At 60.6% G+C, this 22,030-nt stretch carries 18 protein-coding genes and 2 tRNA genes; 18 read left to right on the top strand and 2 right to left on the bottom strand.

The features are described 5' to 3' along the window. The first annotated feature begins 73 nt into the window (after window positions 1–73). From EWV35_RS11705 to EWV35_RS11670, 8 genes are all read left to right on the top strand, one after another. Window positions 74–1,447, top strand: a complete 1,374-nt coding sequence (locus EWV35_RS11705; protein ID WP_129662122.1) for an aspartate aminotransferase family protein — start codon at window positions 74–76, stop codon at window positions 1,445–1,447. Between the two features lie 126 nt (window positions 1,448–1,573). Continuing rightward, window positions 1,574–2,743, top strand: a complete 1,170-nt coding sequence (gene dusB, locus EWV35_RS11700; RefSeq protein WP_129662120.1) for a tRNA dihydrouridine synthase DusB — start codon at window positions 1,574–1,576, stop codon at window positions 2,741–2,743. A gap of 107 nt (window positions 2,744–2,850) precedes the next feature. Beyond that, window positions 2,851–4,155 carry a deoxyguanosinetriphosphate triphosphohydrolase gene (locus EWV35_RS11695; RefSeq protein ID WP_129662118.1) on the top strand — a complete coding sequence of 435 codons (1,305 nt, stop codon included), beginning with the start codon at window positions 2,851–2,853 and terminating at the stop codon, window positions 4,153–4,155. 61 nt (window positions 4,156–4,216) lie between these two features. After that, window positions 4,217–6,094 (top strand): DNA primase, encoded by a 1,878-nt coding sequence (gene dnaG / locus EWV35_RS11690; RefSeq protein ID WP_129662116.1) that lies wholly within the window; start codon window positions 4,217–4,219, stop codon window positions 6,092–6,094. Window positions 6,095–6,184: 90 nt separating this feature from the next. Next, window positions 6,185–6,257: transfer RNA gene (locus EWV35_RS11685), tRNA-Asn, on the top strand. 718 nt (window positions 6,258–6,975) lie between these two features. Next, entirely contained in the window at window positions 6,976–7,860 is an 885-nt protein-coding gene (locus EWV35_RS11680; protein WP_129662114.1) for a phage holin family protein, read from the top strand. Window positions 7,861–8,070: 210 nt separating this feature from the next. After that, window positions 8,071–9,255: a glycosyltransferase gene (locus EWV35_RS11675; RefSeq protein ID WP_129662112.1), complete on the top strand. Its 1,185-nt coding sequence runs from the start codon at window positions 8,071–8,073 to the stop codon at window positions 9,253–9,255. A 143-nt stretch (window positions 9,256–9,398) separates the two neighbouring features. Continuing rightward, window positions 9,399–9,472 (top strand) — tRNA-Ile (locus tag EWV35_RS11670). Between the two features lie 72 nt (window positions 9,473–9,544). On the opposite strand, the gene EWV35_RS11665 is transcribed toward EWV35_RS11670, so the two are convergent. Beyond that, complete coding sequence (locus EWV35_RS11665; protein ID WP_129662110.1) at window positions 9,545–9,763, bottom strand: hypothetical protein; 219 nt, start codon at window positions 9,761–9,763, stop codon at window positions 9,545–9,547. A 137-nt stretch (window positions 9,764–9,900) separates the two neighbouring features. Further along, window positions 9,901–10,416 carry a M23 family metallopeptidase gene (locus tag EWV35_RS11660; protein WP_129662108.1) on the bottom strand — a complete coding sequence of 172 codons (516 nt, stop codon included), beginning with the start codon at window positions 10,414–10,416 and terminating at the stop codon, window positions 9,901–9,903. 391 nt (window positions 10,417–10,807) lie between these two features. Between EWV35_RS11660 and rpsB the strand changes: the two genes are divergently transcribed. The 10 genes from rpsB to EWV35_RS11610 all read left to right on the top strand — a co-directional run bounded on the left by rpsB (window position 10,808) and on the right by EWV35_RS11610 (window position 21,995). Beyond that, entirely contained in the window at window positions 10,808–11,680 is an 873-nt protein-coding gene (gene rpsB / locus EWV35_RS11655; RefSeq protein WP_129662106.1) for a 30S ribosomal protein S2, read from the top strand. A gap of 110 nt (window positions 11,681–11,790) precedes the next feature. Continuing rightward, entirely contained in the window at window positions 11,791–12,621 is an 831-nt protein-coding gene (gene tsf, locus EWV35_RS11650) for a translation elongation factor Ts (protein WP_129360640.1), read from the top strand. Window positions 12,622–12,737: 116 nt separating this feature from the next. Further along, complete coding sequence (pyrH, locus tag EWV35_RS11645; protein ID WP_129662104.1) at window positions 12,738–13,472, top strand: UMP kinase; 735 nt, start codon at window positions 12,738–12,740, stop codon at window positions 13,470–13,472. A 160-nt stretch (window positions 13,473–13,632) separates the two neighbouring features. Then, a complete protein-coding gene (gene frr / locus EWV35_RS11640; RefSeq protein ID WP_129360835.1) occupies window positions 13,633–14,190 on the top strand; it encodes a ribosome recycling factor in 558 nt (185 codons plus the stop codon). Further along, window positions 14,190–15,038: a phosphatidate cytidylyltransferase gene (locus tag EWV35_RS11635; RefSeq protein WP_129662102.1), complete on the top strand. Its 849-nt coding sequence runs from the start codon at window positions 14,190–14,192 to the stop codon at window positions 15,036–15,038. Before frr ends, EWV35_RS11635 begins: the two co-directional genes overlap by 1 nt. Before the next feature lie 27 nt (window positions 15,039–15,065). Beyond that, on the top strand, window positions 15,066–15,686 hold the full coding sequence (locus EWV35_RS11630) for a DivIVA domain-containing protein (protein ID WP_129662100.1): 621 nt from the start codon (window positions 15,066–15,068) through the stop codon (window positions 15,684–15,686). 102 nt (window positions 15,687–15,788) lie between these two features. Continuing rightward, window positions 15,789–17,645, top strand: a complete 1,857-nt coding sequence (locus EWV35_RS11625) for an ABC transporter ATP-binding protein (protein WP_129662098.1) — start codon at window positions 15,789–15,791, stop codon at window positions 17,643–17,645. Window positions 17,646–17,801: 156 nt separating this feature from the next. Continuing rightward, window positions 17,802–19,127, top strand: coding sequence for a M50 family metallopeptidase (locus EWV35_RS11620; RefSeq protein ID WP_129662372.1), 1,326 nt, complete (start codon window positions 17,802–17,804; stop codon window positions 19,125–19,127). Window positions 19,128–19,146: 19 nt separating this feature from the next. Continuing rightward, complete coding sequence (locus tag EWV35_RS11615) at window positions 19,147–20,085, top strand: GNAT family N-acetyltransferase (protein ID WP_129662097.1); 939 nt, start codon at window positions 19,147–19,149, stop codon at window positions 20,083–20,085. 95 nt (window positions 20,086–20,180) lie between these two features. Then, the gene (locus EWV35_RS11610) at window positions 20,181–21,995 is read left to right on the top strand and encodes a proline--tRNA ligase (protein ID WP_129662095.1); all 1,815 of its coding nucleotides are present in this window, start codon (window positions 20,181–20,183) and stop codon (window positions 21,993–21,995) included. Window positions 21,996–22,030: the final 35 nt, after the last annotated feature.

Genomic DNA, 22,030 nt, shown 5'->3' with positions numbered 1-22,030 from the left:
CGAATTCATCGCAGGGACGAATAGAATGTGTAAACCAAGTATGTTCGGCGGAAGCCATGCGGAGGAGACCTGAGTGAATACCACCGGTACAGGAATTTCGGGGCCCAGCGAGGCCGAGATCGCCGAGGGGCTGCGGGCCTACGACCTCGACCGTGAGCACGTATTCCATTCCTGGTCCGCGCAGGCGTCTTTGAAGCCGATGACTGTGACCAAAACCGAAGGTCCTTTTGTCTGGGACGGGGAAGGACGCAGACTGCTCGATTTCTCGTCTCAAATGGTCAACACCAATATTGGGCACCAGCACCCGGCAGTGGTACAGGCCATCCGGGATCAGGCCGAGAAGATCTGCACGATCGCACCGTCCCACGTCAACGCGGCCCGCTCCGAGGCGGCGCGGCTCATCGCCGAGCTCGCGCCGGGCGATCTGAACCATATCTTCTTCACCAACGGGGGAGCGGATGCGAATGAGCACGCGATTCGGATGGCCCGGCTGCACACCGGCCGGCGCAAGGTGCTCTCCGCCTACCGCAGTTACCACGGTGGGACGGAGCTCGCGGTCAACGTGACCGGGGACCCCCGGCGGTTCGCCAACGATCACGGTGATGCGGGCGTCGCGCACTTCATGCCGGCCTATCCGTACCGCTCCTACTTCAATTCCACCAGTGAAACGGAAGAGACGCAGCGAGCACTGCGGCATCTGGAGGACGTGATTCTGCTCGAGGGCCCGCAGACGATCGCAGCCATCATCTTGGAGACAGTGCCCGGAACGGCCGGAATATACTTGCCCCCGCCCGGATATCTGCAGGGTGTGCGCGAATTGGCCGACCGATATGGAATTGTCTACATAGCCGACGAAGTGATGGCCGGATTCGGCCGCACCGGGGCCTGGTTCGCGGTCGAGCACTGGGACGTTCGTCCCGACCTCATGACCTTCGCCAAGGGCGTCAATTCCGGTTATGTTCCGTTGGGCGGCGTCGCGATTTCCGAGGCCATTTACCAGACATTCGCGGAACGGCCCTATCCGGGTGGGCTGACGTATTCGGGGCATCCGCTGGCCTGCGCCGCTGCGGTGGCCACGATTCAAACTATGACCTCCGAGAAGATGGTCGACAACGCTGCGCACCTCGGGACGGATATCTTTGGGCCGGGACTGCAGGAGATCGCCGAAAGACATCCGTCGGTCGGAGATGTACGGGGCCTCGGCTGTTTTTGGGCGATCGAATTGGTCAAGAACCGCGACACCAAGGAGCCGTTGGCCGAGTACGGAGGCTCCTCACCGGAAATGAACGAGCTGATCGGCGCTCTCAAGGCGGCCGGCATGCTGCCGTTCGCCAACTTCAATCGCATACACGTCGCGCCCCCGTTGAACTTGACGGACGAACAAGCGCGGGAAGGACTCGAGATCATCGACACGGCGCTGACCGTGGCGGACGCGCACACCGTCTGACGCCGTCACGGGGGGCAGCATGCGTGGGCGTTTCGGAGCCGTTCGAGCGCAAGGTAGTGCGATCTCACCCTGGTCAGTTCAGCAGAGACCGCGCACGGAGCCTTCCGACTGTGAGAAAATTGGCCGGTGACTACAGCACTTCCTACGCGTCTCGCATTGCCCCCGCTTCAGCTCGGCCACCTCACGGTGGACGTGCCGGTGGTACTTGCCCCCATGGCGGGTGTGACCAACAGGTCCTTCCGCAGACTGTGCCGGGAATACGGCGGGGGCCTCTACGTGACGGAGATGGTGACCGCCCGGGCGCTGGCCGAGCGCCGTCCGGAATCGTTGCGCATCATCGAGCATGATGAGGACGAAAAGATCCGCTCGATCCAGATCTACGGAGTGGACGCGGTCAATGTCGGAAAAGCCGTGCGGATGGTCGCAGAGGAGGGGCGTGCTGATCACATTGACCTCAATTTCGGGTGTCCCGTTCCGAAAGTCACCAAGAACGGTGGCGGCTCGGCCCTGCCATGGAAAACCGATCTCTTCGAAGCGATCGTGAAAACCGCGGTACGGGAGGCCTCACGTGCCGACATCCCGGTCACGGTCAAGATGCGCAAAGGCATAGACGACGAGCACATCACGTTCCTCGACGCCGCGAAGACCGCCCGTGATGCCGGAGTAGCCGCGATCGCCTTGCACGGCCGCACGGCGGCCCAACACTATTCGGGCCAGGCCGATTGGGATTCCATCGCCGAACTCCGAGAAGCGATCCCGGATGTCCCGGTCCTCGGCAACGGGGACATCTGGTCCGCCGAGGATGCTGCGCGCATGGTCGAGCAGACGGGAGTCGACGGCGTCGTCATCGGGCGCGGCTGCCAAGGCCGACCATGGCTTTTCGGAGATCTGCAAGCGGCCTTCGAGGGCCGGGAAGACCGATTCCGCCCCGGCGTCGCGGAGGTTGCCCAGATCATCTACCGTCACGCCGAATTGCTCGTGGAGACCTTCGGCGAAGAGCACCGCGGTATGCGCGAGATCCGCAAACATATCGCGTGGTACTTCAAGGGGTACCCCGTCGGTGGGGAACTGCGGGCGCAGATGGCCCAGGTCGAGCGTCTTGAACAGTTCCGTGAATTGCTGCGCCACCTGGATCTGTCCTTGCCTTATCCGGGTGCCGACGTCGAAGGACCTCGTGGGCGCGCGGGTTCGCCCAAGAAGCCGCATCTGCCCGACGGCTGGCTCGACTCTCGAATTCTCGGCGATGCCGAACGCTTGGGCCTCGCCGACGCGGAGCTGGACATCTCGGGAGGCTGATACCGGATGGCTTGCGGTGTTGTTGTTGTGGAAAAACACCATGCATCCGCGGCACCGCGCGGTACTGTGGGGTTTGTTCGATTTCTCCGACAAAGGTGCACGCGTCCATGTCTTCCCCGACTGAACCGAATCAGCCCGGCTACTCGCCGCGTGATGCAGACCGGTGGTTGCCGGAGCACCACAAGAACCTCTACCGGAGCCAGTTCGAGCGCGATCGGGCCAGGGTTCTCCACTCTTCGGCCCTGCGCCGTCTGGGTTTCAAAACCCAAGTAGTCTCGCCGAGTTCGGATGATTTCATCCGCACCCGCCTGACGCACTCGCTCGAGGTCGCCCAAGTGGGTCGAGAGGTGGGGCGCATGATCGGCTGCGACCCGGACGTCGTCGACGCCGCATGCCTGGCCCACGACCTGGGTCACCCGCCCTTCGGGCATAACGGAGAGGCGGCCCTGGACGTGATCGCGGCACAAGCAGGAGGGTTCGAAGGCAACGCCCAGACCCTTCGCCTCCTGAGTCGACTCGAGCCCAAGGTGATCATGCCCAATGGACAATCCGCGGGCCTGAATCTGACGCGCGCTTGTCTCGACGCCGCGTGCAAATACCCGTGGACCAAGGAAGACGCACCGGTCACCGACGGACGCAAGAGTCGGAAATTCGGTGTCTACGAGGATGACCTGCCTGTCTTCGAATGGTTCCGGGAGGGCGCACCTGCAGGCCAGAAATGCTTGGAAGCCCAGGTCATGGACCTCGCTGACGACATTTCCTATTCCGTGCACGACGTCGAGGACGCGGTCTTCGGGGGCCATGTGCAGTTGGGGTGGATGGATCGACCAACGGAACGCGATCGGGTCATGACGTGGACCCAGCGATGGTACATGCCGGATACCGACCCCGAGGAACTCGAAGCCGCGCTGGTGCGGCTTCAGCATCTGGACGAGTGGTTGCCCCTGATGACCGGAACGCGGGCATCGATGGCGGCTCTCAAGGCGCTGACGAGCCGACTCATTGGGCGGTTCGCAGGAGAGGCCATTGCGGCGACCCGTGCGGAGTATGGCCAGGGCAATCTGACTCGTTACGATGCCCAGTTGCGCATCCCGCGAGACACCCTCACGGAGATCGCGGTCATGAAGGGGATTGCTACCGCGTACGTCATGGCGGTCAGGGATCAGGGACCTTTGTACGAGAATCAGCGCGAAATGCTTGCCGTGCTGGTCGAGGCCCTCATGGATACCGACGGACTCTTCCTTGACCCTGTGTTCGCCGCGGATTGGCGGGAGACGGATCGGCAGGACGAGGCCGGCCGGTTGCGGCTGGTCGTCGACCAGGTTGCATCGCTCACCGATTCCTCGGCCGTACGCCTTCACGACCGCATCACCGGATTGAACTGGCGCATCGGAGACAAGCCTCTGTGGTGAATTGTCCACGGTCGGAGAATCCGTGCGACGACGATTTGTCAGGCCGGATAAACTTGCCCCTGTGGCTGGTTTGATTCGACGCGAGGACATAGACGAGGTGCGCTCTCGCACCGACATCCGAGAGGTTGTCGAAGGCTACGTCACGCTCAAATCCGCGGGCATCGGCTCTTACAAGGGACTGTGCCCTTTTCACGACGAGCGGACCCCTTCATTCCATGTCCGGCCCCAAATGGGTACGTACCACTGCTTCGGTTGCGGCGAGTCGGGCGACGTCATCGCCTTCCTCATGGAGATGGATCACACGTCGTTCTCCGAGACGGTCGAGCGACTGGCGGCTCGCATCGGTTTCGAACTGCACTATGAACAGGGCACCGGCCCGACTCGGGAAGAGAAGGGGCGTCGGCAGCGCCTCATCGACGCCCACAAAATTGCACAGGAATTCTTCGAGAAGGCCTTGTACACCCGCCAAGCCTCGGTCGCACAGAATTTCCTGGGCGGCCGCGGATTCGACGGAGAGGCCGCCCGGAAATTCGGTATCGGCTATGCACCGCAGGGTTGGTCGAATCTGCTCAAACACCTTCGGGATCGGGGATTCACCGACGAAGAGCTCAAGGCCACCGGCATGTTTTCGGAGGGGCAGCGGGGCCTGTACGACCGTTTTCGAGGCCGCCTGATCTGGCCTATCCGAAACATCACGGGCGAGACCATAGGCTTTGGGGCGCGAAGACTCTTCGAGGATGACAAAGGCCCCAAATACCTCAACACGCCGGAAACGCAGCTCTACAAGAAGTCCCAAGTTCTCTACGGGATCGACCTGGCCAAACGAAAAATCGCGCAGGGCAAGCAGATCGTCGTCGTCGAGGGGTACACGGATGTGATGGCCGCGCACTTGGCCGGTATTGAAACCGCCGTCGCGACGTGCGGTACCGCTTTCGGGACGGAGCACATCAAGATCGTGCGACGTCTGCTCGGGGACGACGGAACCGGCGGAGAAGTGGTGTTCACTTTCGACGGGGACGACGCCGGGCAGAAGGCCGCGCTCCACGCTTTCCAAGAGGATCAGCGGTTCACCGCCCAAACCTACGTGTGCGTCGCACCTGACGGGATGGACCCGTGCGACTTGCGGCTCAAGCGGGGGGACAGGGCAGTCCGGGACCTGCTCAAGGCCAAGCGTCCTCTCTTCGAATTCGCGATACGGGTCACGCTCCGGGATTATGACCTGGAGAGCATCGAAGGTCGCATACGTGCGATGCGTGCGATCGCGCCCATGGTGGCCTCGATTCGGGACTCGGGGCTTCGGCAGGCCTACCAACGAGAGGTTTCCCGCTGGATCGGCGTCGACCTGCAGGAGCTCGACGGGGCAGTTCGTGCGGCGGCCCGGCAGCCGGCGGAGCGACGTCAAGAAGAGATTCAGGCCGCTTCCGCCGAGCATGAAACGGTTTCCCGGCCCGAAGCGGAGATGCCGGATTACAGGAACGATGCCGCAGCCCGCCGGGAAAAGCAGGCTCTCGAAGTGCTGGTCCAGGTTCCTGACTTGGTCGAACAATCGCAATGGGAAGCCCTCGGCTCCATCAGGGTGCGGTACCGGATCCACCACGAGATCCTGCGGGGGGTGCTGGCGGCTCACGAAGACACCGAGGCCGCTCCCGGCACCCGTTGGGTCAATGGCATCCGCAACCACACTGACGATGCCGCGCACGCCTTGTTGGCGGAGCTGACCGTGGCTCCTTTGCCGGCGACGACGCAACGGCAGCTCGAGAACCATGCCGTGTCGATTCTGAACAGGCTGCTTGCTCAAGAGCTGAGCGTCCGACAGCGGGACAAGGTGCGCGAGCTCGAACGGGTCGATTCCGTGGTCGAGGCAAAGCGTTTTCGGAGCATCCAGCGGGAGATCCTCGACCTGGAGGCCAAACGTCGGCAGCTGTCCGAGGTGCGGTGACAAGCGTCACTCTCATGCGGTTTTGCGTCCCGGCGCCGGAAGCTGTAAAGTCTAATGCTGTTGCGAACGTTGATAAACGTTCGGTAGCGGTCCCCCGTAGCTCAATTGGCAGAGCATTCGACTGTTAATCGAAGGGTTACTGGTTCGAGTCCAGTCGGGGGAGCGGTAACCATCGCATGTGCGGTGTGAAGTAACCCGGTATCATGAAAGTGATACCGGGTTTTTCTTTTGTCCAGTTGAACGAATGCACGTACTCATTTCTGGACTATTCTCTTTCATGCCAAATAGAACGGCGCCCCGGTAGGCTATGGGCAAACCGGGGCGCCTAGGGGTTGGATGATGTGGCGGCGAATCGAAATGGGGGATAGACCCGCCGCGACATCCGTCGGACCCCTTCCGACATTCCCCAAGGATACTTCTATAGCTGCCGATAGCTCAATTGAACCTGCTCAAGGATTCGACGTTCTTTTCCCATTCGGTACATCATTAGGGCGGCATCTGACGGGTTATAGCATCACGGCCTCGGAAAATTGCGATGCCGGTGATTGCTTGTTGCACCCCGATGGTGCTCCAACGGGCAAACTGCAAGGTTTTCCGGAACATTGAGTATTCTGCTGCATGTTCTCCGCCATTGGGCCGCGTCGTGTTTATTGGTGCCGGCCGCTGAGGTCTTCCGCGCGCAAGGAACCCGGAGCTCCTGTATCTGTCTGGCATTCGAGGTTTGTTCTCGATTTGAAACATTGTCATGTGGTGTACCGAGACTCGGGCCTGAGGTCTTAAATATTGGTAATTCCTGGGGTTCAAGTGGCGCAACTCTCGATATGGGCCCAAAAATGATAGGTTTGGCTGTGACGTTCACCGGCATTCACTAGGGAGGCTTGATGTCTCACTCCATCGACAACGGAGAGACCGCTAACTACCAAAAGCCCCGTTCGTACCGGGGAGGCTTCAGCTCTCTCAAGGCTGGGGCCAGTCAGGTACTGGGTATCGGCAAGGTGGCCTCCCGACTGGGCCCCAAGCAGATCAAAGACGAAATCCAAATTGCGAAGCTCGAGCTGAAGGACAAGGGCATCAAGCTCGGCGTCGGTGCGGCATTCGTCGTCGTAGGGCTGGTATTCCTACTCTTCGCGACGATCGCATTGATCGGGGCCGCCATCGCCGGCCTCGCGACCGTTATGCCGCTGTGGCTTTCGGCCTTGCTCTTCGCCGCGCTGTTTATCGTCCTTCTGGCGATCTTCGCTCTCGTTGGTTTGATGAAGATCAAGAAGCAGATGCCGCTCAAGCCGGAGTCTGCGATCTTCGGATTCCTCTACGACCTTGGAGTGGCCAAGGAAGGCTCGTCTTACACCTCGAGCCGCGTGCGTCGTGAGATGCAAGAGAAGCAAGAAGCCAAGGCCGACGAGAAGCAGAAAGCCAAGGAAGAGAAGAAGCGCCAGGAGAAGTCCGGCCAGGCTCCGCAGAACGCTCAGCCGACGCAGGACCAGCTGGAGCAGCGCACCAAGGCGCGCCGCGATCACCTCAAGTCATTGCGGGACGACTTCGGCAACCAGTTCTCTTCGGTGCAGTCCTCTGCTACCGGACTCGTGGATAAGTCCAAGTCGGATGCCCAGTCGGCGCCGGATCGCGCGAAGTCTGCCGCATCGAACTTCACCGCGAACATTTCCGACCCGGAGAATCTCAAGGCACGCTGGAAGCCGCTCACTGCCTTCGCAGTGTCGGTCGGCGCGTTCTTCGTGTTCCTCGGACGCCTCTTCAAGAAGAAGTAAGGCAACGGTCCCCGGCACCAGCCGGACCTTGATTCACGAGGACGCCCGCTCACCTTCCGGTGGGCGGGCGTCGTTGCGTTGTGCGGGGCCTCGGAACCATGAGCCACGCCTCAGGGTGGCCTCGGCGACAGCAGGTGAGGGATCGGTAGACTGTTGGGGACCGCGTGGACGCCACGACCCTTCGAATAGACGACGGAACGCCACCGACTTATGACTACCAAGCCCCTCAAGATCCTCATTGGTGCGGATACTTACCCGCCCGACGTCAATGGTGCGGCCCAGTTCGGCCACCGATTGGCCCTGGGAATGAAGGACCGTGGCCACGAAGTCCACGTCATCGCGGCTCGTACTACGGGCGGCGCCTCGTACGACATCGAGATCGACGGGATTAGGGAGCATCGCCTGCGATCGCACCACCCGCCGACGCACCCCTATTTCCGGTTTTGCTTTCCTTGGGAGATGCAATTGCATGTGGGGCGGATCCTGGACCAGGTCAAGCCGGATGTGGTCCACATCCAATGCCACTACATCATTGGTCGGATGCTGTCCTGGGAGTGCAAGCGTCGAGGGATACGAATGGTTGCGACCAACCACTTCATGCCGGAGAACCTGAACCCGTTTCTGCCGTTTCCGCAGATAGCGCTGGACTTCATCTCGAAGTGTTCATGGAAGGACATGGAAAGGGTCCTTGGGCGGGCCGAATACGTCACCACGCCGACGCCGATCGGTGCGAAAGCGATGCACGATCACGGTTTCAAAACGCCGGTCATTCCGGTTTCCAACGGAATCGACTCGTCCGTCTACGAGTTGGAGCACGGGGAGCAGATCGACAAGAAGGACTATCCCGTGATCTTCTTCGCCGGTCGGCTCGCGGTCGAGAAGAACATCGACGTTCTGATCAAGGCGCTGTCTCTCTTGCCTGCCCACCTGAACGCCCACGTTGAATTGGCGGGAAGCGGAGAGATCGAGGATCAACTCAAAGAAGTTTCTCGCGAATTCGGGGTCGAGGACCGTGTCGATTTTCTGGGCTTCGTGTCGGACGCCGAATTGCGCGCCGGATACCTCCGGGCCGATATCTTCTGCCAGCCCGGGACCGCAGAATTGCAGTCTCTGGTCACGCTGGAGGCGATGTCGGCCTCCACGCCCGTAGTTCTGGCCGATGCTTTGGCGTTGCCCCACTTGGTGCGCGAAGGCGAGAACGGTTATCTGTTCGAGCCCGGGAATGAAAAGGACCTCAGCGACAAGCTCTTGAGTGTCTTGACGGCCTCGGACGAGACACGACGCCGAATGGGTGAAATCAGCCACACCATGGCCAAGCAGCATTCCGTGGAGAAGACGTGGGACGCTTTCGAGGCCATGTACGACGGCTCTTACAATGGGCCCGAGGGGCAGTGATCGCGGCCAACCGTATTTTTGCGGTACGCAAGGACGTGAAGAAACGGCCAATGATCCGGGGTGACCGTGGGCGGGGTCTACATGCGGTATTCTAGATAGCTGTTTGGTCCTGCTCTTTGTGTAGGACCAGGCAAATATCATTCGGGGGGTTAGCTCAGCTGGTCAGAGCAGAGGACTCATAATCCTTTGGTCGCGGGTTCAAGCCCCGCACCCCCTACCGAAATGAGCTCGCTTCCGGCCGCACGATGACGGCCGCAAGCGGGCTCATCGCGATTTGGTTGGCCTCAACCTATTTTCCGGACCGCGTCCAGTCGACTTTTCGCCCGATGCTGGGAGCCCATTTCTCGATGGTTTCCCTCTTCCACCCGAACCATTCCGATGCCTTGGACCCGTGCAGGATGGCGTCAGGCTTGGGCATCGTGCCTGCGTTGTGACGTTGTTGTATGGCCGCAGGCGTCATTCCCAGGGCCACTGCGATCTTGTGTCGGCTGACGTAGTGAATGGTCACGAGTGATCGGCGTCCTTTCCAGCGAGAGGCTCTGAGCGAAGCTTCGCACATTCACACTAAGGGATTGCAGAGTTCCTGGCATGTACAAATCCACATCATGGAATGGAAAGACAGGGGTCTTGGGCCATGGCTCAAGGTCAGAGGCCTGGACCGCGGGGGAGAGGCCACAAGATGGACGGGCGAAGGGCTCCCACCAACAAGAGCGGATTCACGTAGTCACCGCCGTGTCGAACGCCCCAGTGGAGGCAGGAAAAGCACCCGTCGTGCGGTTGCTCCGGGTCTCGTCTCGCTATGACATCGCCCGAAGAGACCCGGGTGCCCCGAGGCAGCTGTTCGGTCACGGGCTCGAAACTCGTGAGATAGCCATCGTCCGTGGTCACCGTGATGACGCCACGGTCAACGACCCGACCGGAAAAGGTCACGATTCCCGACGTCGGCGATCTGATCGTCTGCCCGGGGCTCGCGGCCAGGTCCACGCCTCGGTGGCCCGGGTCCCACTTTCGGGCGGGTTTCTCGAATTTTCTTTCGACCGCGGGGACGGGTGAGGTCGGCCATACCCACCGGGGCACCCCGGAAGGCGTGTAAGGCGGTATGCCAAGCGCGGGCGCCACTCCCAGGACGGCGGCGAGGGCAAAGGCAAGGACAGCGTTCATGTCACCATCAAAGGCCCTCGTCACGAGCCGTTTCGGAAGAATTCGGCGTGAATACCTACTTCGGTGGAAAAGTGTGATTCAGATCGGTGGATGCTCGGACGGTGGAGGGCTTTGGCGTGCTGTATAGTTGCCGTAGCAGCGGAACAACTATGTCCGCTGACTTCGCGTGGCCAGCGCGCCCTCCGCATACGGAGGGCGGTGCCTACCAACGGTCCGTCGCTTTTGAAGGAGACGGTAACGGTAGGTTCTGGATCCAGCCGGGCAACCGGCATGGGAATCGCAGGTCGCTAGGAATGGAGCGGGTTACATGCTCGCTTCATGGAAAACCGATAACTACTAGGCCGATGCGCTGCCCTAAAGTATTTGGGGCGCATCGCACAAAGGAGACGACATGCCCGTCGTAACTATGCGTCAGTTGCTCGATTCCGGTGTCCATTTCGGCCACCAGACCCGTCGTTGGAACCCGAAGATGAAGCGTTTCATCTTTACCGAGCGCAACGGCATCTACATCATCGATTTGCAGCAGTCGCTCGAATTCATTGATCGTGCCTTCGAAGCCGTCAAGGCGACCGTTGCACACGGTGGAACCATTCTTTTCGTGGGTACCAAGAAGCAGGCCCAGGAGGCCATTGCCGAGCAGGCCACCCGCGTCAACATGCCTTACGTCAACCATCGCTGGCTCGGCGGTATGCTGACCAACTTCGCAACCGTTTCCAAGCGTATTGACCGCATGAAGGAACTCGAGCAGGTCGACTTCGACGACGTCGCCGCATCGCAGTACACCAAGAAGGAACTGCTTCTGCTCCGTCGCGAGTTCGAGAAGCTCGAGAAGACCTTGGGCGGTATCCGCAATCTGTCCAAGACCCCGTCACTGTTGTGGGTAGTTGACACGAAGAAGGAGCACCTCGCGGTCGACGAGGCCCAGAAATTGGGCATCCCGGTCGTGGCCATCCTGGACACCAACTGCGATCCGGACGAAGTCGCTTTCCCGATCCCGGGCAACGATGACGCCATCCGCTCCGTGAACCTGCTGACTCGCGTCGTCGCCGACGCTGTGGCCGAGGGCCTTCTTGAGCGCAACAACAAGCAGTCCGGCAAGGCTGACGCCGCAGAGGAGCCCATGGCAGAGTGGGAGAAGGAACTTCTCGAGCAGCACGAGGCTCAGAAGGCATCCGAGACCGCTTCCGAGGCCGAGAAGGCTTCAGAGTCCGAGGGCTCGGAGAAGACCGAGGCTGAAGAGTCCACCGAGGCCTCTTCCAACTAATCCGTAGCTGACCGGTCCGCGCTTGATCGGACCGCACAGTATCCGCAAGGCCGGGCCGCACCGGCCCGGCCTTGCGTTCACGTGCTCATCAAAAAACCTAAGGAGTTCACATGGCGAACTACACTGCAGCCGATATCAAGGCGCTGCGCGAGCGCACCGGTGCCGGCATGCTCGATGTCAAGAAGGCTTTGGACGAGGCCGAGGGAGATCAGCAGAAAGCTCTCGAGATCATCCGCGTGAAGGGCCTCAAGGGCGTGACCAAGCGTGAAGGTCGTGCGACCGCCGAAGGTCTCGTCGCTGCACGCGTCGAGAACGGCGTCGGCTATCTCGTCGAGGTCAACTCGGAGACCGATTTCGTGGCGAAGTCGGCCCCGTTCATCGAATTCGGCAACTCGGTTCTCGACGCGGCCGTGAGCGCCGACGTCGACAACTTGGAGGACCTCCTCAAGGCCACCTCGAACGGCAAGACCGTCGAGGAGCAGGTCACCGAGGCGGGCGCTCTTCTCGGGGAGAAGGTCGTTGTGCGCCGTGTTGCTCGCCTCGAGGGCGAGAACGTTGCCGTCTACCTCCACAAGACCTCGAAGGACCTCCCGGCTCAGGTTGGCGTCCTGCTCGCCGTCGATGGCAAGGACGCGGACGAGGTCGCACATGACGTTGCCGTCCACATTGCAGCTATGGCTCCGAAGTTCTTGGACGAGTCGGGCATCCCGGCCGAGCAGGTCGAATCCGAGCGTCACATCGCCGAGGAGACCGCCCGTTCCGAGGGCAAGCCGGAGAAGATCATTCCGCAGATCGTTCAGGGTCGCCTGAAGGGCTTCTTCAAGGAGAACACCCTGGTCGATCAGGACTTCGCCAAGGACTCCAAGAAGTCCGTCGGACAGGTGCTGGAGGAAGCAGGAGCCAAGGCCACCGGCTTTGTCCGCTTCCGAGTTGGCAACTGATCAACGGAGTGTTTGAGGGAGCGTCCACCATGTGTGGACGCTCCCTCTTTGCGTAAGCTAGCTGGGGACGACCAGCCCAACCACGAGAACGCAGGGTCAAGAGCCCAGGAGGATCCATGTCCGTCAATACCACCCCTTCAGCCGAACCACAGCGCCGCAGGGTCTTGCTCAAGCTTTCCGGGGAGGTCTTCGGCGGCGGCCGCGTCGGTATCGACACGACCGTGGTCCGAAAGTTCGCCGAACAGATCGCTTCGACGGTTGGTCAGGCCGAAACGTCGATCGTCGTCGGTGGCGGCAATTTCTTTCGGGGTGCCGAACTGTCTTCCGCGGGTCTCGATCGGTCCCGCGCCGATTACATGGGCATGCTCGGAACGGTCATGAATTCCCTGGCGCTCCAGGACATCCTGGAGCAGAGCGGCGTGGACACTCGCGTGCAGTCGGCCATCGAAATGGCCCAGGTCGCGGAGAATTACATTCCGCGTCGGGCCATCCGGCACATGGAAAAGGATCGTGTGGTGATCTTCGGGGCCGGGGCAGGTCTTCCGTATTTCTCGACCGACACGGTCGCGGCGCAACGAGCCTTGGAAATCCGTGCGGACGAGGTGCTCGTTGCCAAGAACGGCGTCGACGGTGTCTACACTGCCGACCCCAAGGTCGACCCCACCGCGGAACGTCTGACTCACCTGACTTACGACGAGGCGCTGCAACGGAACATCCGCGTCATGGACCAGACGGCATTCAGCCTCTGCAAGGACAACAACGTGACGATGCGTGTATTCGGCATGCAGGGCGAGGGCAACGTTGCCCGCGCGATCCTCGGTGAAGAAATCGGAACCCTGGTCACTGCCTAGTGTGACGAGGGCGGATGGGTTCGCCCGTCCCCGAATCAGGTCGCTAAACTGAATCAAGGAGACTTTAGACGGTGCCGTACCCGGTCTTTCCGGGCCGGTCGGCGGCGGCCGTCTAGGCCACATCCGAATGGATGTGACTACACCGAATGAGGAGATCGAATTGATCGAAGATTCCCTGTCCGAAGCCCGTACCAAGATGGGCAAAGCGGTCGACACGGCGAAGGACGACTTCGCCGCGGTGCGCACTGGCCGTGCCAACCCCTCGCTGTTCTCGGGCGTCCTGGTGAGCTACTACGGAACCCCGACGCCCCTGCAGCAGTTGGCTTCTTTCCAGAACCCGGAAGCACGTACCCTTCTCATTACGCCTTTCGACAAGTCGGCCCTGGGCGACATCGAGAAAGCCTTGCGAGATTCCGACATGGGTGCGAATCCAGCCAACGACGGCAATGTGATTCGCATTGTGATGCCTGAACTGACCGAAGAACGACGCAAGGAATACGTGCGCATGGTCTCCGGCAAGGCCGAGGACGCCCGCGTGGCGGTTCGCAACATCCGACGCACGGCCAAGACCGCGATCGAGAAGATCGTCAAGGACGGGGACGCGGGCGAGGATGAAGGCAACCGCGCCGAAAAGGAGTTGGATTCCATCACCAAGAAGCACATCGACCAGATCGACGATCTGTTCAAGCGCAAGGAAGCCGAGCTTCTCGAGGTCTGATGTCGTCTCCTACAGAGTCTTCGTCGACCCCAGAGAAGAAGTCTCGGGCAGGCAGAGACCTCCCGGCGGCTATCGGGGTTGGCGTGACCCTGGTGGTCGTCGTCATCATCGGGCTGTTCTTTGTTCCGATGGTGATCGTGGCCTTCGCCGCCCTGGCGGCGGCCGTGGGAACTTGGGAGGTCGGCCAAGCTCTGAACCACAAGCGCGGGATGCGCGTGCCGCTCATTCCTGCCCTCGTCACGGGCGCCCTGCTGCCTTTCGCCGCGTATTTCGGCGGGGGAGAAGCACTGATACTGTCCGTGTTGGGCGCCGTCAGTCTCCTGACACTGTGGCGAGCGTTCGGGCAGAAATCCGGGATGTTGCTGTCCATCATGGGTGGGATCTTTGTGATGTGCTGGGTTCCGTTCATGCTCGCGTTAGCAGTCCTGATCTTCCGCGAAGACAACGGTGCTGCAAAGGTGTTCACAATCGTCCTCATGGCCGTAGGTAATGACACCTGGGGCTACATCGCCGGCGTTTTCTTCGGTAAACACCCCATGGCACCTAGGATTAGCCCCAAAAAAACCTGGGAAGGCTTTGCCGGGTCCATGATCGGGTCCATGATCGTGGCAGTATTGTGCGCGGTCTTCCTACTGGGGTCGCCGTGGTGGAACGGCATTGTGATCGCCGTCCTTCTGGTGATCGCTTCCACCGTAGGAGATTTGTCCGAGTCCATGGTCAAAAGAGAAATCGGGATCAAGGACATGAGCAACATCTTGCCTGGTCACGGTGGTGTGATGGACCGGCTTGACTCAATCGTCTTCGCAGCCGCCATTGGATACGTCATCTTCGCAGCACTTCTGGTCTGACCCCATCAACGCTCACTGGAGGAATACATGCCCGGCTCATCCATTCCGGAACAGAACGACGACTCTATTTCGGCTACCCAAGAACTAGGCCGAATCGGTCGGGTCGATCCCAAGAAGAGCGGGTATTCTGTTCGACAGGTTCGGGAAATTCTGGATCGGTGCGGCAGGGACATGGAATTGCTGCGACAAGGTCTAGCCGAGGGCGTTATCACCGCGGACGAGATCCGCGCCGTTGAGTTCGAACCCGAGAAGGGCGGATACGAGCCCGCGGACGTGGACTTCGCGCTGGAGTCCTACGAGGACAGATTCGCTACTGTGGAGAAACAGATATCGATTCAGCAGAACGGCCACGAGGCATGGCACGACTACGCCTCGCAACTGGCTGACCTCGTGATGGGTCGTTTGAAGAGAAATGACGGTGAGCGATTCAGACGACCGGCGCGACGTCGCATCGAAGGCTACTTCGTGGGCGATGTCGATAGCCTGTGTGCGGACTTGTTGGAATATTTCCGTCACAGCGACGATCTCAAGCCGACCTTGATTCGACGGGCCTCGTTCCGAGCGGCCACATCCAAACATGCCTATGACGAAGCGCAGGTGGATGCCTTCCTGGAGAAGGCCATTCAGCTGACCCAAGCATTGCGCTGACGCGTGGCACGGCGCTTCACAGTCTCACCCTTCGGGGCTCGAGGTTGAAACCGCCGTGATCCTTCCGGCACCACGGCGTCGTGCTCTGGAAGGAGAAGTACTATGCGGAGCATATTCCGCATCATGAAGGCCACCGGATCCCTCTGGCCGTTTTACGTCGGTATCCTCATCTGTTCGGTCTTGACGGCAATCGCGTCCCTGGCGACCCCATTCGTCTTGAAATTCGCGACAGATGCTGTGGTCGCGGCCCTCAACGGGCACGGCGACTCGACCGTCCGCATCATTTTCACGTTTGCGGGCCTGTATCTGATCATGCAGCTGTTCAGCACCTTCATCTCCAACTACGGCGGATACCTGGGCGACATCATGGGGCAACGGATGCGTTCCCTGCTCTCGACCCGGTATTTCCACAAGCTGTTGAGCCTTCCCCAAAGCTATTTCGATACTCAACTCACCGGGTCCGTCGTCTCCCGGCTGAACCGGTCGATCGCGGAAGTCACCTTCTTCATCAAGTCGATGTCGAACAACTTCTTCTCGACGATCATCACGACCATCGCCGTGCTGGTTATCATGTTCGTCTACTACTGGCCCCTGGCCGTTCTCCTGCTGATCATCTATCCGATGTATCTCTGGCTGACCGGGTTGACCAGCAAGAAATGGCAAGTCTGGGAGCGGGACAAGAACGAGCACATCGACCTGGCCGGAGGCAGATTCAACGAAGTCATCTCCCAGCTGAGGGTGGTCAAGTCCTTCGGAACCCAAGCCAGGGAATTGGCGGCCTTCACCCGTCACTTCACGGACACCGTATCCCTGACGAAAGACCAGTCTCGGCATTGGCACCGTATGGACAACTACCGGAGGTCCGTTCTCAACCTAGTGTTCTTCGCGATGTACCTGCTGATCTTCTGGAAGACACTCGAAGGCGATTTCTCCTTGGGAGACATGGTGCTCATGATCCAGCTCATGGCTATGGCGTCACAGCCCGTCGCGATGCTCTCGTGGATCATCGACTCGGCCCAGCGCGCGATTGCGGGCTCGCGGGAGTACTTCGAGGTCATGAACCTGCCGAACGATCCTCGTGCCGGTTCCGTTGTGGCCCCGACGGTGACCGGAACGATCCAACAGGTTTCGCCGGAAACGCCTGCTGTACCTGAGCCGTCGACCCCGCGCACTGACCGACTGCCGGACCCCGTGATCACCTTCGACCGCGTCTCGTTCGCCTATGACGGCGAACAGGCGGTTCTTGAAGACATCACGCTCTCGATCGCCCGTGGCGAGAAAGTAGCCTTCGTTGGAGAGTCGGGAGGCGGCAAATCGACCCTAATGTCCCTTCTGCAAGGCCTGTACATGCCCACGACGGGAAGAGTGACGGTCGCCGGCTTCGATACCTCTACGTCGACCCTCGGACAGTTGAGGGCCGCGATGGGCATGGTCTTCCAGGACGCATCTCTCTTCTCGGGAACCATCGCGGAAAACATCGCCTACGCTCGGCCCGATGCGAGCCGTCAAGAGATCGTGAAGGCCGCAGAACAGGCCAACGCTGACATCTTCGTCCGGAAATTCGCCGACGGTTACGACTCGCTGATCGGGGAGCGGGGTTTGAAGCTTTCGGGCGGACAGAAACAGAGGATCGCCGTGGCCCGGGCGATCCTCAAGGACGCTCCGATCCTGATCCTTGATGAAGCGACAAGCGCCTTGGATACTCGGTCCGAGCGAGTCGTTCAGGATGCTCTCGACCGGCTGATGGTCGGACGAACGAGTCTGATCATTGCCCACCGCCTGTCCACGATCTCGGCTGTCGACCGCATCGTGACGTTGGAGAACGGTAGGATCCGTGAAATCGGAACTCCCAGCGAGCTTGCGTCCTCGGGCGGTATTTACTCGGAATTATTGCGATTGCAGATGTCGGCCACCGCTGCGGACCGCCAGCGGCTCAAGAAATTCGGCATTGTGGGATGAGCCCATGCGTGGTCGTCGGTGGTACACCGCTCCATAGGGGTCATTAATGCGGTCGGGAAACCGTAGAATCGAGCGCGGGGGCGGAGAACCGTCCACGATGGGAACGGACGGGAGGCTTTAGTGGATCTTTCTCAAGTTCTGGGCGGGTCATGGCTCATGTTCGTGCTCGGCGTCCTCATCATGGCCGTGGGCATCGCTGTGTCGATCGCACTGCACGAAGTCGGACATTTGGTGCCCGCCAAATTATTCAATGTCCGGGTCACCCAGTACATGATCGGTTTTGGCAAAACCATCTTTTCCCGACGAAAGGCAGAGACCGAGTACGGGCTCAAGGCCATACCGCTCGGCGGGTATATCTCGATGATCGGGATGTATCCTCCGGACAAGAACGGCGAGAAGATCACGAGCGATTCGACTGGGCTCGTCCAACAGATGGTCTCGGAAACGCGCAGCATGGAGGCCGAGCGCCTGCAACCGGGGGACGAGAACCGTCAGTTCTACCAATTGCCGATCTACAAGCGAATCATCATCATGCTGGGCGGCCCCTGCATGAATCTCTTGATCGGAATCCTCTGCCTGAGTGTCGTGGTTCTGTCCTTCGGGACGGCCCAGCCGACCACCAAAGTTTCGGCGGTCAATCAATGCATTCAAAAGGTCCAGGCCGGTCAGGAAGAGCAGAAAACCGAATGCGGGGCAGAGGACCCAGCGGCACCCGCCTATGAGGCCGGGATCAAGCCGGGTGACAAGATTGTGCGCTTCGCGAACCAGGATATCGACTCCTGGGATCAGCTCAGCCGTCTCATTCGTGAACACGGCAACCAGGACGTACCCGTGGTCGTCGAACGGGACGGCCGCGAAGTCGGTCTCAGCATGAGCCCGATGATCACCCAACGTCCCGTCACCGATGCCGCCGGCGTGCCCCAGACGGACACCGAGGGCAAGACCCGAACGCAAGAAGTCGGATTCATCGGGATCAGCCCCGAGCAGGACCTCAAAGCCGGGAGCATTTCCGAGATTCCGCCGGTGATCGGGCAAACCTTCAACCAGATCGGCGGCGTCATCATCAAGCTTCCGGTGCGGGTATGGGACGTAGGGGTTGCGCTCTTCACCCAGAAAGAACGGCCTGCCGATTCTCCGATGTCGGTGGTCGGAGTCGGGCGTGTGGCGGGAGAAGTGGCCTCTACCCAAGACATCACCACCAAGACCAAAGCTGCCTACATCGTCTCTGTTCTGGGAACGTTGAACTTCAGCCTCTTCGTCTTCAATCTGATTCCGCTTCTGCCGTTGGATGGTGGTCACGTTGCGGGCGCCCTATGGGAAGGAATACGGCGGTCCTGGGCCCGGTTGAGAAAGAAAGCCGACCCCGGTCATTTCGACCCGATCAGGTTACTGCCCCTGACCTACGTGGTTGCGGCGGCCTTCATGGGGATGTCGGTTCTGCTGATCGCCGCGGACATTTTCGACCCGGTGAAAATCCTATGACCCCGGGAGCTATGACTTCGTGAAATTCCTGACGCAACGCGCAGATCGTATCTCGGGGCCGACCGTTCGTCCCTTGACCGTCGACGATACCGAGAGTCTTCTCGGACTGATCAACCAGTCTCCCGTGGCCAATCTGTTCCCTCTGGAGCATTACGAGCGAATCGGTCTGCCGCGCCCCTCGTTCCTGACGCGGATGCATTCCGCCTCGCCTTTTCTCGGCGTCTTCGAGCCGTCTGAGGAGATGGGAAGAACCGAACTCTCCGAACTGACGGGAGCGGTGTGGTTCGGCGCGAATCTGGTACCCATCCGTCTTGAGCGTCACCACTTCTCCCGGGTTGCAGATTACATCCTGCGGACCCACAAAAAGCCCGCATCGTTGTTCGGTCCAGCGGAATTCGTCATGCCCCTGTGGGAGCTGATTCGCGGTGGCCTGCCCCGGCCTTTCGACATTCGCCCACAACAGCCGCTCATGAGCCTGGTTGATCATGAGACCGCGCGTCGAGTGGCTCACCGGGAAACCACGACTGGTCTGTCGCCGGTACGGTGGGCCGTGCCGAGCGACCTGGAAGAGCTCCTGCCCGCGAGCGTGTCAATGTTCACCGAGGAAGTCGGCTACTCGCCGATGGAACACAACCCGGAGGGATACTCACAACGAGTCCTCGAAACCGTCCGATCCGGACGCACGGTCGTTGCGACGGACACGAGGGGAAAGGTGATCTTCAAGACGGATCTTGGCCTCGCAGCCCAGGACATGTGCCAGCTCCAGGGCGTGTGGCTTGCTCCCCGTCTCAGGGGCCAAGGGCTTTCGGAATCGTTCATGGCACAGGCTTGCGAGCTGATCGCCCCGCGGTTTCCGAGGATCAGCCTGTACGTCAACGACTACAACGGGCCGGCTCGAGCCCTGTACCGGGCCGTCGGTTTCCAACAGGTCGGGACCTTCTCGACGATCCTGATGTAACCGGCGCCTCCTGTCCTGCTGGTATGTACTCCACGGTGGGCTCCTTTAGACTTATCCGAGAGACAACCGGCACCTCAAAGAAACGGACTTCATAGTTGGCCATACGCCTATCCTCGCTTTTCCTCCGCACCCTTCGCGAAGACCCGGTCGACGCGGAAGTGGATAGCCATAAACTCCTGGTGCGCGCCGGTTACATCCGCCGGGCGGCTCCCGGTATCTATTCGTGGTTGCCGCTGGGCCTACGGGTCCTGACCAAGGTCGAGGCGATCGTTCGCGAGGAAATGGATGCGATCGGCGCCCAGGAAGTCCACTTTCCGGCATTGCTGCCCCGTGAGCCGTATGAAACGTCCAATCGTTGGGAGGAATACGGAGAGAATCTCTTCCGCCTGAAGGACCGCAAGGACGCGGACTACCTCTTGGCCCCTACGCATGAGGAAATGTTTACGCTCCTGGTCAAGGACATGTATTCCTCGTACAAGGACCTGCCGGTGACCTTGTACCAAATCCAGACCAAATACCGTGACGAAGCACGTCCCCGTGCGGGTCTTCTGCGGGGCCGCGAATTCATTATGAAGGATTCCTACTCCTTCAGCGTGGACGACGAAGGCCTCGAAGCGGCCTACCAAGCCCATCGAGGCGCTTATCAGCGAATCTTCAAACGCTTGGGTCTGGAGGTCGTCATCGTTCAGGCGCAGTCCGGTGCCATGGGCGGCTCACGCTCCGAGGAATTCCTGCACCCGACACCCATCGGCGAAGATACCTTCGTCCGGTCCGAGGGCGGATACGCAGCCAACGTCGAGGCCGTCACGACCGTGGCCCCCGAGGCCATCGACATCGAGGGCCAGGCGGCTGCGCACGTCGAGGAAACTCCGGACTCGCCGACCATCGACACCCTCGTTGCCCAAGCCAATGCGCTCCACGCGAAAGACGGTCACCAGTGGACGGCTGCCGACACCCTGAAGAACCTTCTGGTGGCCGTGACCCTTCCGAGCGGGGAGAAACAGATCGTCGCCGTCGGCGTGCCGGGGGACCGGGCCGTCGATCTCAAACGGCTCGAAGTCAGCCTCAGCGACGCCCTGGAAGTCGGCGGCGAAGTCGAGGTCAACCAGGCCGACGATTCAGACTTGCGCAGCTACCCGATGCTCGTCAAGGGCTACATCGGGCCCGGTCTGAGCACCGATGCCGCGACACTGGGCACCGAATCGACGACTGGCATTCCGTATTTCGTGGATCCTCGCGTGGTCGAGGGATCCGCCTGGATCACGGGCGCGAATCTGCAAGGTCGACATGTCTTCGATCTGGTTGCCGGGCGGGATTTCACCTGGGACGGTGTCGTCGAAGCGTGTGAAGTCCGTGAAGGCGACCAGGCTCCGGATGGTTCGGGGCCCTTGCATACCGCCCGCGGAATCGAGATGGGTCACATCTTCGCCCTCGGTCGCAAGTACGCGGATGCCCTAGGGCTTCGTGTGCTGGACTCCAACGGCAAACTCGTCACCGTGACCATGGGTTCGTACGGCGTCGGCGTCACCAGAGCGCTCGCTGCCATTGCCGAATCCAATCACGATGAGCGGGGTCTGATCTGGCCCCGCGACCTGGCACCGGCGGATGTTCACGTGGTCGCCGCCGGCAAGGGCGAGGAGATCATGAGCGGCGCCGAAGGCATCGTGGAGCAGCTGGAACGAGCTGGTTTGCAGGTGATCTTCGACGACCGTGCCAAGGCGTCTCCCGGCGTGAAGTTCGGCGACGCCGAGCTGCTCGGTGTTCCGACGATCTTGGTCATCGGACGCGGGTACAAGGACGGCAAAGTCGAGATCAAGGACCGGACCAGCGGCGAATCCCGTGAGGTCGACATCTCGATTGTGGTGGACGAAGTCGTAAAGGAAACCACGTCGGTCGCTTCCGACGACTGAACCGAGTTCTGTAACGTGAACCGCTGAACGATAGA

It is taken from the genome of Rothia uropygialis (assembly GCF_004137765.1).
Lineage (GTDB): Bacteria > Actinomycetota > Actinomycetes > Actinomycetales > Micrococcaceae > Rothia.
The sequence above is the reverse complement of the archived record's forward strand: the minus strand, read 5'-3'. Positions and strand labels throughout refer to the sequence as shown.